General features: G+C 63.2%; 17 protein-coding genes. 7 read left to right on the plus strand and 10 right to left on the minus strand.

The window, feature by feature from the left end:
* The first annotated feature begins 95 nt into the window (after window positions 1–95).
* A complete protein-coding gene (locus NKI08_RS22340) occupies window positions 96–686 on the plus strand; it encodes a hypothetical protein (RefSeq protein WP_352772151.1) in 591 nt (196 codons plus the stop codon).
* Between the two features lie 17 nt (window positions 687–703).
* On the opposite strand, the gene ppa is transcribed toward NKI08_RS22340, so the two are convergent.
* From ppa to NKI08_RS22370, 6 genes are all read right to left on the minus strand, one after another.
* A complete protein-coding gene (ppa, locus tag NKI08_RS22345) occupies window positions 704–1,234 on the minus strand; it encodes an inorganic diphosphatase (RefSeq protein ID WP_352451245.1) in 531 nt (176 codons plus the stop codon).
* 116 nt (window positions 1,235–1,350) lie between these two features.
* Window positions 1,351–1,857: a GNAT family N-acetyltransferase gene (locus tag NKI08_RS22350; protein ID WP_023678138.1), complete on the minus strand. Its 507-nt coding sequence runs from the start codon at window positions 1,855–1,857 to the stop codon at window positions 1,351–1,353.
* 117 nt (window positions 1,858–1,974) lie between these two features.
* Window positions 1,975–2,613 (minus strand): TPM domain-containing protein, encoded by a 639-nt coding sequence (locus NKI08_RS22355; RefSeq protein ID WP_352540896.1) that lies wholly within the window; start codon window positions 2,611–2,613, stop codon window positions 1,975–1,977.
* A 10-nt stretch (window positions 2,614–2,623) separates the two neighbouring features.
* Complete coding sequence (locus NKI08_RS22360; protein WP_502899656.1) at window positions 2,624–3,442, minus strand: TPM domain-containing protein; 819 nt, start codon at window positions 3,440–3,442, stop codon at window positions 2,624–2,626.
* A 76-nt stretch (window positions 3,443–3,518) separates the two neighbouring features.
* Complete coding sequence (locus NKI08_RS22365; RefSeq protein ID WP_352613230.1) at window positions 3,519–4,361, minus strand: TPM domain-containing protein; 843 nt, start codon at window positions 4,359–4,361, stop codon at window positions 3,519–3,521.
* Between the two features lie 167 nt (window positions 4,362–4,528).
* Window positions 4,529–5,173 carry a LemA family protein gene (locus NKI08_RS22370; RefSeq protein WP_352470713.1) on the minus strand — a complete coding sequence of 215 codons (645 nt, stop codon included), beginning with the start codon at window positions 5,171–5,173 and terminating at the stop codon, window positions 4,529–4,531.
* A 161-nt stretch (window positions 5,174–5,334) separates the two neighbouring features.
* Between NKI08_RS22370 and NKI08_RS22375 the strand changes: the two genes are divergently transcribed.
* The 3 genes from NKI08_RS22375 (at window position 5,335) to NKI08_RS22385 (ending at window position 7,310) form a co-directional block, all read left to right on the plus strand.
* On the plus strand, window positions 5,335–5,586 hold the full coding sequence (locus tag NKI08_RS22375; RefSeq protein WP_023678142.1) for a hypothetical protein: 252 nt from the start codon (window positions 5,335–5,337) through the stop codon (window positions 5,584–5,586).
* Window positions 5,587–5,595: 9 nt separating this feature from the next.
* Entirely contained in the window at window positions 5,596–6,480 is an 885-nt protein-coding gene (gene pdxY / locus NKI08_RS22380) for a pyridoxal kinase PdxY (RefSeq protein ID WP_352772159.1), read from the plus strand.
* A gap of 62 nt (window positions 6,481–6,542) precedes the next feature.
* The gene (locus NKI08_RS22385) at window positions 6,543–7,310 is read left to right on the plus strand and encodes a DUF429 domain-containing protein (protein WP_352772225.1); all 768 of its coding nucleotides are present in this window, start codon (window positions 6,543–6,545) and stop codon (window positions 7,308–7,310) included.
* 11 nt (window positions 7,311–7,321) lie between these two features.
* Here NKI08_RS22385 and NKI08_RS22390 read toward each other — a convergent pair whose 3' ends face one another.
* The gene (locus NKI08_RS22390) at window positions 7,322–8,524 is read right to left on the minus strand and encodes an aromatic ring-hydroxylating oxygenase subunit alpha (protein ID WP_352772161.1); all 1,203 of its coding nucleotides are present in this window, start codon (window positions 8,522–8,524) and stop codon (window positions 7,322–7,324) included.
* Between the two features lie 419 nt (window positions 8,525–8,943).
* Here NKI08_RS22390 and NKI08_RS22395 point away from each other — a divergent pair, with 419 nt between their 5' ends.
* Window positions 8,944–9,348, plus strand: coding sequence for a hypothetical protein (locus NKI08_RS22395; RefSeq protein ID WP_352470717.1), 405 nt, complete (start codon window positions 8,944–8,946; stop codon window positions 9,346–9,348).
* An 88-nt stretch (window positions 9,349–9,436) separates the two neighbouring features.
* Here the strand turns inward: NKI08_RS22395 and NKI08_RS22400 are convergent, their stop codons facing one another.
* Together NKI08_RS22400 and NKI08_RS22405 are read right to left on the minus strand one after the other, a co-directional pair.
* Window positions 9,437–11,524: a PAS domain S-box protein gene (locus NKI08_RS22400; RefSeq protein ID WP_352470718.1), complete on the minus strand. Its 2,088-nt coding sequence runs from the start codon at window positions 11,522–11,524 to the stop codon at window positions 9,437–9,439.
* Window positions 11,525–11,563: 39 nt separating this feature from the next.
* Window positions 11,564–12,343, minus strand: a complete 780-nt coding sequence (locus NKI08_RS22405) for a response regulator (RefSeq protein ID WP_352470719.1) — start codon at window positions 12,341–12,343, stop codon at window positions 11,564–11,566.
* 46 nt (window positions 12,344–12,389) lie between these two features.
* Between NKI08_RS22405 and NKI08_RS22410 the strand changes: the two genes are divergently transcribed.
* The gene (locus NKI08_RS22410) at window positions 12,390–13,076 is read left to right on the plus strand and encodes a response regulator transcription factor (protein ID WP_292663715.1); all 687 of its coding nucleotides are present in this window, start codon (window positions 12,390–12,392) and stop codon (window positions 13,074–13,076) included.
* Between the two features lie 76 nt (window positions 13,077–13,152).
* On the opposite strand, the gene NKI08_RS22415 is transcribed toward NKI08_RS22410, so the two are convergent.
* Window positions 13,153–13,320: a hypothetical protein gene (locus NKI08_RS22415; protein ID WP_023721318.1), complete on the minus strand. Its 168-nt coding sequence runs from the start codon at window positions 13,318–13,320 to the stop codon at window positions 13,153–13,155.
* Between the two features lie 600 nt (window positions 13,321–13,920).
* On the opposite strand from NKI08_RS22415, the gene NKI08_RS22420 reads away from it, so the two are divergent.
* Complete coding sequence (locus NKI08_RS22420) at window positions 13,921–14,385, plus strand: L,D-transpeptidase (protein WP_352470721.1); 465 nt, start codon at window positions 13,921–13,923, stop codon at window positions 14,383–14,385.
* Window positions 14,386–14,429: the final 44 nt, after the last annotated feature.

Genomic DNA, 14,429 nt, shown 5'->3' on the forward strand with positions numbered 1-14,429 from the left:
TCCGTTTTACAAGACCACTGTGCGCAGCCTGACTTCCTCTAGGCTGCCGCTAAATTTGACGGTACGCTGCGCCCCCCGAACTGAGTTGTTCCGCCATGCGCGCTCTCTTGATCCCGCTTGCCCTCGCCGGTTTCTGCCAGGCGGCCCGGGCCGGCGACATATCCAGCGTCTATACCGATCTCGATTGGGAGAAGGACTGCGTCACCTATGCCCAAGCGGAAGAAGGCGACGGCGACTGGGCCGATCTCGCCTGTTCGGGCTACCGCGGCTACCCGGTGATGGTTTCCTACGACGACGCGCGGGAATCGCTGTTCTACGGCTTTCCACCTGGCGACATGACCACGGTCTGGGAAAGCTTTTCCGGTCTCAATTCGGCTGGACCCAAGGTCGAGTGGCGTATCGAAACCAACGGCAAAACTGCCATTCCTTTCGCCGTCATCCATCGTCGCTCGATCAGCGATAGCGAGGGCGAGAACAAGTCGACGGAAGTGCTGATTGTGGCCAAGGTTGCCCAGCCTGACGCCCACGAAGGCTGCACGATCGGCCTTGTGCTCGCCACCGGCAATCCCGCCGCCAACGATCAGGCGCGCAAGCTTGCCGACGAGAAGGCACGCACCTTCGCCTGCGGCAAGGACAAGCGTGAGGTGCTGGGCGACGCGCCCGCTTTCGGCCGCGTCGACAACTGATTATTTGCGCCCGATAATTACTTGCGCCTGGCCCGCTCGATTGCCTCGACGATCATCTTCTTGGCATAGGCCGCATCGTACCAGCCTTCGATCTTGACCCATTTGCCGGGTTCGAGATCCTTGTAGTGCTCGAAAAAGTGCTGCACTTGCTGGCGGGTGATGTCGGGCAATTGCGTGTATTCGTGGACGTCCTCGTAGCGCAAGGTCAGCTTGGGCGAAGGCACCGCGATCACCTTCTCGTCCTGGCCGGCATTGTCCTCCATCACCAGCACGCCGATCGGCCGGACATTGATGACGCAGCCTGGCACCAGCGCGCGCGTGTTGCAGACCAATACGTCGATCGGGTCGCCGTCGCCCGATAGCGTATGCGGTACGAAACCGTAATTGCCGGGATAGCGCATCGAAGTGTGCAGGAAGCGGTCGACGAACAGCGTGCCGGCCTCCTTGTCCATCTCGTACTTGATCGGCTCGCCGCCGATCGGCACCTCGATTATGACGTTGACGTCCTCGGGCGGGTTCTTTCCGCTGGCAATCGCTTCGATACGCATCGCTTTATCCCTCTCTCGATTGCAGATCGATAGCGGGCGACGGCGAATGGTGCAATGCGGCGAATGGTACGGGGAGATCGTCCGAACCGAAAACCGGCCGGATCATGCGCTGGCCGTCATTCCCAGACGAAAGCGACCTTCTTCAGCGCCTTCTGCTCGAAGATCTCGACGCCTTCGGCAACATCGCGGCCACCGGCGCCGGCATAGAAGGCAAGTGCGTTCTGATTGTCTTCCAGCGCCCAGACCACCATGCCTTTCAGGCCATGGTCGGCCAGCCGTGCCCGCGCGGCCGAGAACAGCCGGCTGCCGAGCCCGATGCCTTGATATTCCGGCCGCAGGTAAAGTTCGTAGATCTCGCCCTGCTGCCTGAGTTCGCGGGCGCGGTTCTTGCCGATCGTCGCATAGCCGGCAATTTTGCCGCCGATTTCGACGACCAGGACGGTGGCAGCGCGGCGAATGGCATTCGCCCACCAGTCGGCGCCGCGGCGGTTGATCATCGATGTCAGCGTGCGGTGCGGGATGATGCCCGAATAGGCGCCGCGCCAGGCCTCGAGATGCACGTCGGCGATGGCGGCTGCATCGCGCGGTTCGGCTTTCCTGATGTCGATGCTCAGCGTATTCATGATTGGTTAACCATAAACCCGCCGCGCCCGATTGCAAGAGTCCGGTCAACCGCCGCGATGCTTTCACACAGCCGGACGGTGCGTCCTTGAGACGCTGCGAAACCGCTTTTGGCGAGATCAAATCTCGACCAGATGGTCGTCCAGTTCGTTGCTGTCGCCGGTCGAGACCGGAAAATGCTCGGCCAGTACCCCACCGACTGCTTGGATCGCCTTGACGAACCCCTCGGCAAGCCGATCGTCGCCGGCATGCGCCGTAAGGTCGCGGACGACACCGTCCCAGACATGCTGGCCGACACGAGAATCGATGCCGCTGTCGGCGACCACCTCGGCGTAGCGCTCGGCAATCGAGACGAACACCAGCACGCCAGTGCGCGCCGTGGTGCGGTGGACGTTGCGGGCGAGGAACTGCTTCATCGCATTGGCGTGGGCGGCCTGGTAGCGCAGCCGCCTCGGCACCAAATGGATGCGCAATGCCGGCAATGCCCACAACAGGATGAGCACACTGGCAAGCGCCAGAAGCTCGGCGATGACGAAATGCGGCAAGCGGATCGACAGCCACCAGGCTTCCAGCCCGTAACCGACGGCGAGGCTGACGACGAGCATGCTGAGCATCGCCATGAAAGCGGCCGGGAAGAAATAGCTGTCGCTGGCATGCGCCACGACGCAGTAGATCTCGCCGTCGGTCTTTGATTCGGCAGCGCGGATCGCATCGGCGATGCGCTCATGATCCTCGGGGCTGATCGGTCGTGTTGCCATGATTGATGTCTCACCAGCTTCCTGAAGAACCGCCGCCGCCGGACGAGCCGCCGCCGCCTGAAAACCCGCCGCCCGAACTTCCGGACGACCAACCGCTGCCGGAACTTCCAGACGACCAGCCACTGCCTGACGAGGTCCCGGACGTCCAGCTACCGCCGCCGGAAGATGACGAAGCTGGCCCACGGCCGTAGCGGAACGTCATGCCCAGCCACTTGTACACGCCCGGCGACAGCTTCGTGCCGAAGATCGGCGGCAGGAACGCCATTGCCAAGCCGCCGAAGAACATCGTCGCCCACAGGACGATGAACAGCATGAAGATGGGATCGACAGGATTGTCATTCGCCGGATTGCGCTTGCCGCGCGCCTCCAGTTCTTCGGGATTGCCTTCCAGCACCATGATCATGTCGTCGACAGCCTTGCTGATGCCGCCTGAGAAATCGCCGGCACGGAAGGCCGGCACCATGTCGTTTTCGATGATCAGCTTGGTGTGCAGGTCGGTCAGCGTGCCTTCCAGCCCATAGCCGACTTCGATGCGCATCTTGCGGTCGTTCGGCGCCACCAGAAGCAGGACGCCGTTGTTCTCCTTCGCCTGGCCCAGTTTCCAGGCGCGGAACAGCCGGTTGGCGTAAGGCTCGATCTCCTCGCCGTCGAGGCTGGGGATGGTCGCGACGACGATCTGGTCGGACCCTTTGGTCTCGAACTCGGCAAGCTTCTGCGTCAGCGCCGTCTCGGTCGCGGCATCGATGATGCCGGCGTTGTCGACGACCCGTCCGGTCAGCGCCGGCAGTGCGGCGGCGAAGGCCGCGAAGCCGACCAGCAGCACCGCCATGGCCAACAGCGCGGTGCCGATTATTTTGATGAAACGGCCGGATTCCAGCGGGCTGACGGCGTGTCTTGTCATCTCGTCACCAACTTCCCGAGGAGCCGCCGCCGCCGGACGAACCGCCGCCGCCGGAAAACCCGCCACCGCTTGAACCCGACGACCATCCCCCGCCGGAACCTCCCGACCAGCCGCCGGACGACCGCCGGTTTGGCTCGAAGGTCATGCCCAGCCAGCGATAGCGGCCGGGACCGATCTTCTGGCCGAAGATCGGCGGCAGGATGGAGGCTGCGAGGCCGCCGAAAAAGATGATTGCCCAGATGGCTATGAAGATCGTGAAGAACAGATCGTCGCTGTTGAACGGCGGCTGCTGGTTGCGTTCGCCGCGCGCCTCCAGCTCTTCGGGATTGCCTTCCAGCACCATGATCATGTCGTCGACGGCCTTGCTGATGCCGCCTGAGAAATCGCCGGCACGGAAGGCCGGCACCATGTCGTTTTCGATGATCAGCTTGGTGTGCAGGTCGGTCAGCGTGCCTTCAAGCCCATAGCCGACCTCGATGCGCATCTTGCGGTCGTTCGGCGCCACCAGCAAAAGCACGCCATTGTTCTCCTTCGCTTGGCCCAGTTTCCAGGCGCGGAACAGCCGGTTGGCGTAAGGCTCGATCTCCTCGCCGTCGAGGCTGGGGATGGTCGCGACGACGATCTGGTCGGACCCTTTGGTCTCGAACTCGGCAAGCTTCTGCGTCAGCGCCGCCTCGGTCGCGGCATCGATGATGCCGGCATTGTCAACGACCCGTCCGGTCAGCGCCGGCAGTGCGGCGGCAAGGGCGGTGAGCGGGAGGAGGAGAAGGCTTTGGAAGACGAGCAGGAAGGCCAGGCTGGCGTTCTGTCGCGCCCCCCTCTGTCCTGCCGGACATCTCCCCCTCAAGGGGGGAGATCGGCTGTCAGGGCTGTTTTCGCCAATCTCCAACGATGCAGGATGGGCGGTGAAGCCAAAGCTGCCAATCTCCCCCCTGGAGGGGGAGATGCCCGGTAGGGCAGAGGGGGGCGCTACGGAGTGCAAGGCCAATAGGGACCACGCTCACCGGCTGTTCTTCACCCGCCTTGCGTGGTGTTGGTGCCGAAATCGACCTTCGGCGGCTGCATCTTATCCTCCTCGATGGTGAAATTCGCAAACGGCTGGTTGCCGCGGAACCACAAGGTCGCCCAGATCACCGACGGGAAGGTCCTCAGCGTCAGATTGTACTCTCTCACTGCCTGGATATAGTCGCGGCGGGCGACCGTGATCCGGTTCTCGGTGCCTTCGAGTTGTGCTTGCAGCGCCAGAAAGTTCTGGTTGGCCTTGAGATCGGGATAGTTCTCCACCACCGCCAGCAGGCGCGACAGCGCGCTGGTCAGGCCGGCCTGGCTGTCCTGGAATTTCTTGAAGGCTTCCGGATTGTTCAGCGTTTCCGGCGTCACGGTCACCTGCGTCGCCTTGGCGCGCGCTTCGACCACGGCATCGAGCGTGTCCTTCTCGTGCGCCGCGTAGCCCTTGACCGTGTTGACCAGATTGGGGATGAGATCGGCGCGGCGCTGGTATTGATTCAACACCTCGCTCCATGCGGCCTTGGCGTTTTCCTCAGCTGTTGGAATGGTGTTGTAGCCGCAGCCGGCAAGCAGCGGCAGCATGACGGCCATAACCAGGAACGCAGCTAAATTACGGAAGATTGGCGGCGAAGAAAGGCGCTGGGCAAGCATGATAAGTCCCCTCGATAGCATTGGCAGGCGAAGCATTAGCACAATCCTTGCGTAAGAAAATGACTTCGGCCGAGAAGTGTTACTGGTTTCTGCCATTCGCCGTCGGGCCCTGTGACAGACGAGGCGAACGGGTTAAGCTCGGCATAAAACGGGACATCACCATGGCGAAACGCCACGACAGCGACGCGGAATCGCGCCGCATCATCGAACGGGTGGCGCGCGAGACCGACCCGGGGGGCACCTCGTTCCTTGCACGAACGACTAAAGGCGCGCGCGACCACGTCACTGCGGCCGATGCCGACCGGTCGGACCCGATCGAATATTGGGGCACCCGCATCGGTCGGGCAGCGGGCTTGCTTATTGCCATCGGCCTGTTGATCTGGCTCGTGCTTTTCGTCACCAGGGGCAGTTAGGAAAAATCAATGAGTGCCGAAAAAACCGACGCGCCGCGCGCGGTCATCGTCGTCTCCAGTCATGTCGCCCGTGGCTCGGTCGGCAACCGTGCCGCTGTCTTTGCGCTGGAGACGCTCGGCTTTCCGGTTTGGGCGGTACCGACCGTCATCCTGCCCTGGCATCCGGGCCATGGCCGGGCCACCCGCATTGTGCCGCCGCTGGACCAGTTCAGGGCGCTGATGGCCGACCTCGAGCGCGCGCCGTGGCTGGGCGAGGTCGGCGCCGTGCTGTCCGGCTATCTCGGCGAGGCTGGCCAGGCCGAAGCCGTCGCTTCGCTGGTCGGCGCGGTCAAGGCGAAGACGCCGGACGCCCTCTATGTCTGCGATCCGGTGATGGGCGATTCGGGCGGGCTCTACGTACCTGAGCCGACCGCAATCGCCATGCGCGACCGGCTGATGCCGATCGCCGATATCGCCACGCCCAACCGCTACGAGCTGGAATGGATGGCCGGAGCGCCGCTGCCCGACTTGAAATCGGCAATGGCTGCAGCCCTGCAGGCCGGCCCACCGGCCATGCTGGTCACATCGGCGCCGGCGATGATGGCCGGCGGCACCGGCAATTTACTGCTCGCCGGCAGGGAGGCACTGCTTGCCGAACACCGGCTCATCGACAAGCCGCCGAATGGGCTCGGCGACCTGACGGCGGCCGTCTACCTGGCGCGGACCCTGTCCGGCCAGCCGGCCGCCAAGGCGCTGCAATCGACCACGGCGGCGGTCTACGAGATCCTGGCGCGGACCGCCAAGCGCGGCGGCGACGAGTTGCAGCTCGAGACCGATGCCCAGAGCCTGTCGCACCCGATGGCGATGGTGCAGCTTCGCCATCTGCTGCATCCGGAACGGGACCGCCGGGCGTGACGCAGGCCGAAGACGCCGTGCCCCAGGATGATGCGCCCAAGGATGTTGCGCCCGACGATGTTATGCCTTGGGGTGTTGTGCTTGTCGGCGTCGACGGTTGCAAGGCCGGCTGGATAGCCGTCCGCCACGATCCCGGTGCGGCACCGTCGACAGCCGTTTTCCCGAGCTTCGCGGCGTTGCTCGACCGACTGCCCGCCGACTCGTTGGTAGCGGTCGATATGCCAATCGGCCTGCCCGATTTCTCGCAAAGAGGCGGTCGCGGCCCGGAGGCGCTGGTGCGGCCGCTGCTCGGGGCGCGGCAGTCCAGTGTCTTTGCCATCCCCTCCCGCGCCGCGCTCTACGCGGAGATCGAAGCCTTCACCACGGTCGATGCCTGGTACGCCGCACATCGCAAGGCAAGCGAGGTGGCCAGGACGACATCAGATCCGCCGCGCGGTGTCTCGATCCAGGCCTTCGGCATCTTCGCCAAGATCCGCGAGATCGATTCGCTGCTGATCGCGCGGCCCGAACTGCGCAGCCGCGTCTTCGAATCGCATCCGGAAGTTGCTTTCTGCAAACTGAACGGCGACCGCGCTATGCGCCTGCCGAAGAAGATCAGGGGCAACATCAATCCGGCCGGCATGGCCGAACGCAAGGCGCTGCTTGCCCAGCATGGTTATAGCCAAGATTTTCTCGACCAGACGCCGCCGCGCGGCGCGGCCGCCGACGATTTCCTCGACGCCGCGGCGATGATGCTGGTTGCCGGACGCATCGTCAGAGGCGAGGCAATGCCGTTTCCGGATCCGCCGCTCGCCGATCGTTTCGGTATTCCGGTCGCCATTTGGGCCTGAGGACCGGGGCGTCAGGAGCGTGATCTGAGCGCCTCGTTGAGTGCCCACATATCCTTCTCCTCGGGCGCGGTCTCCAATCCGAGCACGGGAACTTGCTTACGCAAATGGTCGTGGTGGGTGCGCACGCCATATTCGAGATCGGAGAGGTAAAAACCTCCGAAGGCTTCGGACAGCATGGATTCGTTGGACCATATCGAAAGCTGCACGTCCTCGGCCAGCGTGTCGCGGTCGATGCGGTAGGATAGGTAGCGGGCTGCCGCCTGTTCCCTGGTCTCGTCGCGATAGCGGTAGATGGCGCCGCGCAGCAGCGTCTCACCCGTCGACAGCGGAAATTCCTGATAGAACTGCACCGATTCCGGCATGATCGACAGCACGTTGTTCGGGAAGATGCCGTAGTAGATCCAGGCCTTGCGCAGGTGTTCCGGCAGGTGCTTCGCCTCGGGTGCGAGCTTGATGTACTGCGCGACGCTCCAGCGCCGTCCGGCATGCGGATTGTAGGTGGCGAACGAGCGCGACACGCCGTTGACGAACGGCTCGTCGAAATAGGTCGCACCGTAAAGGTCCTGCAGCGCCGGATGCGCCATGGCGACGTGGTAGCCTTCATTGTCGACATCGCGCACCGACTTCCAGTTGACCGGCGTCCTTTGGGTCCAGATGCCCCAGGACGGCACCATCTCGGCGACGCCGTAATGGGCAATCTCGGCTTCGATCGGCTTCAACAGCTCGGCCACCGATGGCTGCGGCCCACCCTTGCGGAAACGGATGAAGATGAAGCCCATCCAGATTTCGAGCTCGAGCGGCATCAGGCCGAAATCGGTCTTGTCGAGGTCGGGGAATGAACGGGGGCGGGCAGCACCGCGCAGCGTGCCGTCGAGATTGTAGACCCAGCCATGAAAGGGGCAGACCAGCGCATTCTTGCAAGTGCCCTGGCTGTCGGCAACGACGCGACTGCCGCGGTGGCGGCACATATTGTTGAAGGCGCGCACAACGCCATCCTTGCCGCGCACGATCAGCGCCCGCTCGCCGACCACATCCATCGTCAGATAGTCGCCGGCGTTCGGCACGTCGCAGACATGGCCGGCGATCTGCCAATGGTTGCGGAAGACGTGCTCTTTCTCGAGTTCGAGCAAGGCGTCGGAATGATAGCTCCAGCCCGGCCGCCCCCGCCGATCCCAATCGTTGGGGATTGCCACGTCACGCAGATGCGGGTTCATAAAGGCTCTTTATTTATTGAATGGTCATTCAATAAAAGCATATTTTCCATTGAAATGCAATGGCTTGGAAAAATGGGGCTAAGTCTTGACGGGAAATCGAACGGGATTCGAGAGCCCAGTCCGAACGATCGAAGCCGGGAAAATCCCGGGAATTCCAGACGTTAATCCCCTTACACTTGTTGAGCGCCCGACGCTCCGTGGGCCTGGAAAGGCGACGTGGATCTGGTGCCGTGGGTAGCGGAAAACGAGCAGAGAATGCCACCGGTGCTGCCGGCTACGCCGGATCGGTTTGCCCAGGAATGGCCGCGGGCTTGGTTTCATGCCGGTTACACAATCGTTAATTCATCATCGTTGGCCGGTTACAAGGTGCGATTAGGTTCGTTTCAACAGAGAAAAGAAGAAGACCGAAGGAAACGACGATGCGTACGAAAATCCAGATCACCGATACCGACCTTCGCCAGCAGGGTCCCCAGCGTAACGACCGGCGCCCGAAGCTGGCGCTGCGCCAGCGCGCCAGTGATCATCCAATGGCGATGTTCATGCTGCTGGCGGCTGCCGCATTTGCCGGCATGGCGTTGACACCGACCGTCGGTCCGGCCTTCGCCTCACTGAACCCGCCGGCCAACCTCATCGATGGCGCGACGACCACCACCAAGACGGCGCGCCTGCCGGCGCCGGAGATCGATTTTGCCTGCAAGGGGCAGGCCTGGGGCGCCGAGAGCCTGGAATGCCTGCGCGTCATCGCCGCCCAGTCGGGCAAGGCACGGCCGGTCCGCATGATCGCCAACGCCGCCCCGCTGACTGATACGCCGAACGTTTTTTGATTTTTTTGCGAGCGCCCTCCAGCACTCCAGTCAGGCTCCCGCCGCAATGTCGGCCGGGAGCCTTTTTCTTCCGCGAGAGATCGCGGAGTTAGCCGCCCAGACCGGCCTGCTCGGCAATGGCCGAGAGCACGCCGCGCACATCCAGCGTGCTGAACGGTTTTTCGAGGATTGGCGGCCGCTGCGGCGCCGGCAGCGCCTCGATCTCGCCTTTCGCGCCGATCAGATCGCCGGTGACAAGCACGAAGCGCCGCGCCAGACCCGGCATTTCGGCGAGTAGCTCGCGATAGGCGGCTATGCCGCTGGTGCCGGGCATGCGCAAATCGGAAAACACGATGTCCGGCGGGACATGGCCGCTCAGCGTCGCGGCGGCCGAGACCCAGGCCGGCACGATCCGCGACTTGATGCCCATCAACTCCAGAATGTCGGACAGCGACGCCGCGACATCCGGCTCATCGTCTATGATCAGCGCGTGACGCAAGCCGCTCGACCGCGACGGACTGTCGCTAGCGGCGGCCGCGCCAGCAGCGATCGCCGGCAGCTGCACGACAAAACGCACACCTCTCGGCGAAACCTCCTCGAACCAGATATTGCCATTGTGCCGCTCGATGATCGATTTCGAGATCGACAGGCCGATGCCGGTACCGACACCGACCGGCTTGGTGGTGAAATAGGATTCGAATATGCGTGAGCGTATCGCTTCCGGCACGCCTGGTCCGTTGTCCTCGACCGAGAATCCGGGATTGCCGCGGTCGCTGCGAAACGTCCGGACCTTGATCCGGCGGTCGCCGGCAACGCCGGCCAAGGCGTGCTGGCTGTTGATGAGGAAGTTGGCGGCCACCTGCGTCACGTGGTCGGCATCTGCCATGGCCAGCAGCGGGCCGCTGGCGAAATCGGTGTCGATGATGATGCCGCTCGACCGTGCGCCATAGGCGGTCACTTCGAGTGCGGCGCGGATCACCTGGTTGAGGTCGGTTTCGGCCTGTGCGGCCGGGTGCAGGCGGACCATCGACAGGAAGCTCTTGACGATACGGCCGCAGCGCTCGGCAGCGGCGCGCACCTTTTCGGCGCGCACCTTGGTCTGCGGATCGGCGGCAAATTCATGCAGCAGCGTCGACTGGGCGACGACCACGGCCAGCGGGTTGTTGAGCTCGTGCGAAACGCCGGCAAGCAGCGAGCCCATCGCCGCCATCTTCTCGTTCTGGTGCAGTTTTTCGCGCTGGCGGTTGATTTCCTCCTCGGCGCGCAATCTGTCGCGCAGGTCGCGGATAGAGCCGAAGATCAGCTGGCGATCGGCGACCCGCATCTCGGTTGCCGTCAGCTCGATCGGAAAAACCTCGCCGGCGGCGTTCTGGGTGACCGTTTCGAGCCGCTGGCCGACCATCGGCGCGCCGCGGCCCGACATATATTCGGCGCCGGACGCATAGCCCTTGCGGTAATATTCCGGCACGACCGTGTCGAGCAGGTCCTTGCCGAGGATATCGCTGCGCCGATAGCCGAACATCTTCTCGGCGGCCGGATTGAATTCGATGATCGAGCCGGTCTCGTCGATGACGATGATGGCGTCGAGCGAGGCCTGCAGCATGGTGCGGCGAATGACGTCGCTGGCATGCGCGTCGGAGGGCGATCGTTCGATGGCATCGCCGATGGCGAGTGCCACCATGTGCAGCGCCGCCTCTTCCTGGTCGGTCCATTCGCGTTCGTTGACGCAGTCGTTGACCGCCAGCGTGCCCCACAAATTGCCGTGCGAAAAGACCGACACCGACAGGAACGACTTGATGTTCTGCTTTTCGAAATCGGTCCGCAGAAAGCCTTCGAGATCGCGTGTGTGCCCGGCGAATATCTTGCCTTGGCGCTCGTCCTCCGCCAGCCGTTCCAGCAATGGGTCCGAATCGACGACCGACTGCACGATGACGGTAGGCGATGCCAGTTCGCCGCCAAACCGGGGGGCGATCCAATAAGCGGCGACCGACTGGGCGAAACCCTGGCCGGGCAGTTCGCGCAGGCGAAACAGGATGCCGCGGTGACAATCCATGGCTTCGCAAAGCGTCTGGAGGATACCTTCCATCTCGCGCTGCCAATCGCCGGCTTCGCGCAGCCGGCGAACCACATGCACGGCCACCATCGCCGCGCCCTGCCTGGCGCCCTGCGTGTCCGCGCGTGCTGTTTCAGCCGTCATGGTCATTTCCTGGCCTTGGCTTGCTCAAGCCGCCAGGCCTCAGTTATTTTCACCGGCCGGCAGCGAGAAGATATAGCCTTCGCCGCGCACCGTGCGCAGGAATTTCGGGTTGGCCGGGTCCGCTTCGATCTTCTTTCTCAGCCGCATGATGCGGATGTCGACCGCGCGGGACGATTCCGGATCCTCGACGAAACCGATCGCCTCGGAGATCGCTGCCCGCGTCAACAGCCGGTTGGCGCGCGTCAGGAACACCTCCAGGACGTCGAACTCGCTCTTGGCCATGTCGATGACCGCACCGTTGGCGCCGGTGACGAGCCTGCCGTCGAGATCGGCGTGAAAGGGTCCGAAGCTCACGGACCGGCGGCCGCCGGATGTCTCAGCCTTGGCCTTTTGTGGCTCGGTCGGCTCAGGAACGCGACGCAGCACGCTGCGCACCCTGGCCAGCACTTCGCGCAATTCGTAAGGCTTGACGATGTAATCGTCAGCGCCGAGCTCCAGTCCGACGATGCGGTCGAGCGCGGTACCGGCGGCCGTCGCATAGATGATGCCGATCGGCATTTTCGACCGCATCCAGCGGCCGAGCGACAGGCCGTCCTCGCCCGGCATGGCGATGTCGAGAATGGCCAGATGGAAGGACTGGGTTTCCAAAAGGTCGCGCGCCGCCGCCGCACTTTCGGCCGTGGCCACATCATAGCCGCTGGCGCCGAGATACTCGGCGACCGCATCCCTCAGATCGGGCTCGTCCTCGACGATGACAATTCGTGCCCGCACGATGCTTTCGCTCCCGCTTTCAGTGGAAAGTAGATTGGGTATAAACATGATGTCCAGCACTCTTCTTGGGTTGCCGTATGCGGGGTAGAAAAACATGGCTGCACGATCCGTTATCGCGCTTGTTTCCGTCGCTGAAGTAATTGCGACCGATCTCGCCGATCATCTCGAGCGGCGCGGTCATGACGTCCGCGCGGCGCGACAGCCGTGGGAGGCCGAATCGCTGCTTTCGGAAAAGGGTATCGATGTCGTGGTTGTCGGCGACAGCGTCAGCCAGGCGGAGGGGCGCGACCTGCTCAGGCGACATGGCGGCGAAGGTGGACCGGATTTCATCCTGATCTGCCGCCCGGCCGATCTGGTCGACAAGGTTCTGGCGCTCGAACTCGGCGCCGCCGACGTCGTCGAAAGCCCGCTCAATGTCAGGGAGCTTGCCGCTCGCGTCGGCGGCCTTCTGGCTCGGCGCGGCAGGAGCGCCGGGGAACTGATCGTGCTGGAGAACGCGACCGTCGATCTCCGATCGGCCATCGTCATGCACCGCTCGGGCACGGAAGAACAGCTGTCCCCCGGGCAGGTGGCGCTGCTCAGGCTGTTCCTGGCCAGCCCGCGCAAGGTGCTGACGCGGGACGACATCATCGCCGCCGCGCCCGCCGAAAATGCCGAAGCCTTCGATCGGTCGATCGATTCGCGCATCGTGCGGCTGCGCCGCAAGCTCGATACCGAAACCATCACCACCATACGGGGTGCGGGCTACCGGTTCGATCCGCCGACGCAATTCGCCGATTGAAGGCAGGACGGCCACCCTTTTGTCTTGAGCATCGGATTTTCCCAAAACCGGTTTCCACCTTGGGGTCCGATGCTCTTCAGCGCACCACGAGAAGCGACGGGCCGGACGGCATGTCACTGTTCGTGCTGACCTCGCCGGCATGGGCACGTTCCTTCAGCAGCACGGTGGCGAGGCCGGCAATGCCGAGCAGCCCCTGGACGTAAAGCAGCGCGGAAAGCACCGAAGCGGCGAATTTCGTTTTCATCCTGTTCGTTCCTCAAAATTGGAATTTACGGGCACTTCAGGGGAACCCCCGAAGCGCCCGCGCCGCCAGCGGAGCCCCCCGTTGCGGCGCGGGCCTTCGGTCCTCTCGGCTGCAAGTTGCCGGAGGCGCCGCGCATCCTCAACGGCCCTAAGCCGCCCCCGCCAGAGGGGCTTGAGCCGGTCGACGCGCAGGCTGGAAACTGTCCAGACCAATCCAGACCGTAGCGAAAACAGTGTTGGCTTCCGATCGTTCGTTGACCGCTGTTTTCGTTAGGTCAACTTTGCCTGTTCGCTGTATCCGGATCATGCCGCCGAGGCTGCGCTTTGTTGCAGCTCGGTTTCGGAGTCAGGTGAATTCCTATCAAACGAAAGGCAATCGCGTATTCGTGCCGCGGTTTGGCCGATCCGCCTAGGCAAACACGCCACCGTCATGACGACGTCGTGCAACTGCAAGCTGCTTTGCATGGACCTTTTCTGTTAACCAGGGGAAACAGAATCGAAACACAAACGAGCATCTAGCGAAATCGGCTTGAAACATGACGCCCCGATAAGCCGGTCATCGAATTGAGCCGGTCCCGACCGGCAGAATAGGGGAGACATCATGTACACTGCCATTTCCGCCAAGCTCATCAACATTGCCGCCGCCGTCATCACCGGTACTGCCTTGCTTGTCAGTGCCGGCAACGGCGCAGCCCACGCCGCCGCCAACAAGATCGTCGCGCGGGTATCACTGTCACAGCAGACCATGGAAATCCTGGTCGACGGCCGGCCGACATTCGCCTGGAAGGTCTCGACCGGCGACAGGACGCACGTCACGCCGACCGGTTCGTTCAAGCCGACCCGCATGCATGAAATTTGGTATTCGAAGAAATACGACAACGCCCCGATGCCGCATTCGGTGTTCTTCAGCGGCGGCTACGCCGTACATGCGACAAGCGCCATCAAGCGCCTCGGCCAGCCAGCCTCGCATGGCTGCGTGCGTCTGCATCCGGACAACGCCGCCGATTTCTACCAGCTCGTCGAGGTCTTCGGCCCAGCCAACACCAGCATCGTCATCGTTAAATGAGCGATGCTGCTCTCGTCGCTCTCAAAAAAGGCCGGAAATTAGCG

The sequence above is a fragment of the Mesorhizobium sp. M0768 genome (genome assembly GCF_040320195.1).
GTDB lineage: Bacteria > Pseudomonadota > Alphaproteobacteria > Rhizobiales > Rhizobiaceae > Mesorhizobium.

What these genes read in the sequence shown, in the direction of transcription:
- NKI08_RS22360 (WP_502899656.1), bottom strand. Translation starts at nt 3,442, where the DNA reads ATGGCGGTGCTGCTGGTCGGCTTCGCGGCCTTCGCCGCCGCACTGCCG.
- NKI08_RS22350 (WP_023678138.1), bottom strand. Translation starts at nt 1,857, where the DNA reads ATGAATACGCTGAGCATCGACATCAGGAAAGCCGAACCGCGCGATGCA.
- NKI08_RS22400 (WP_352470718.1), bottom strand. Translation starts at nt 11,524, where the DNA reads ATGACGGCTGAAACAGCACGCGCGGACACGCAGGGCGCCAGGCAGGGC.
- NKI08_RS22385 (WP_352772225.1), top strand. Translation starts at nt 6,543, where the DNA reads ATGCCTTGGGGTGTTGTGCTTGTCGGCGTCGACGGTTGCAAGGCCGGC.
- NKI08_RS22355 (WP_352540896.1), bottom strand. Translation starts at nt 2,613, where the DNA reads ATGGCAACACGACCGATCAGCCCCGAGGATCATGAGCGCATCGCCGAT.
- NKI08_RS22415 (WP_023721318.1), bottom strand. Translation starts at nt 13,320, where the DNA reads ATGAAAACGAAATTCGCCGCTTCGGTGCTTTCCGCGCTGCTTTACGTC.
- ppa (WP_352451245.1), bottom strand. Translation starts at nt 1,234, where the DNA reads ATGCGTATCGAAGCGATTGCCAGCGGAAAGAACCCGCCCGAGGACGTC.
- NKI08_RS22395 (WP_352470717.1), top strand. Translation starts at nt 8,944, where the DNA reads ATGCGTACGAAAATCCAGATCACCGATACCGACCTTCGCCAGCAGGGT.
- pdxY (WP_352772159.1), top strand. Translation starts at nt 5,596, where the DNA reads ATGAGTGCCGAAAAAACCGACGCGCCGCGCGCGGTCATCGTCGTCTCC.
- NKI08_RS22390 (WP_352772161.1), bottom strand. Translation starts at nt 8,524, where the DNA reads ATGAACCCGCATCTGCGTGACGTGGCAATCCCCAACGATTGGGATCGG.
- NKI08_RS22340 (WP_352772151.1), top strand. Translation starts at nt 96, where the DNA reads ATGCGCGCTCTCTTGATCCCGCTTGCCCTCGCCGGTTTCTGCCAGGCG.
- NKI08_RS22370 (WP_352470713.1), bottom strand. Translation starts at nt 5,173, where the DNA reads ATGCTTGCCCAGCGCCTTTCTTCGCCGCCAATCTTCCGTAATTTAGCT.
- NKI08_RS22375 (WP_023678142.1), top strand. Translation starts at nt 5,335, where the DNA reads ATGGCGAAACGCCACGACAGCGACGCGGAATCGCGCCGCATCATCGAA.
- NKI08_RS22420 (WP_352470721.1), top strand. Translation starts at nt 13,921, where the DNA reads ATGTACACTGCCATTTCCGCCAAGCTCATCAACATTGCCGCCGCCGTC.
- NKI08_RS22405 (WP_352470719.1), bottom strand. Translation starts at nt 12,343, where the DNA reads ATGTTTATACCCAATCTACTTTCCACTGAAAGCGGGAGCGAAAGCATC.
- NKI08_RS22410 (WP_292663715.1), top strand. Translation starts at nt 12,390, where the DNA reads ATGGCTGCACGATCCGTTATCGCGCTTGTTTCCGTCGCTGAAGTAATT.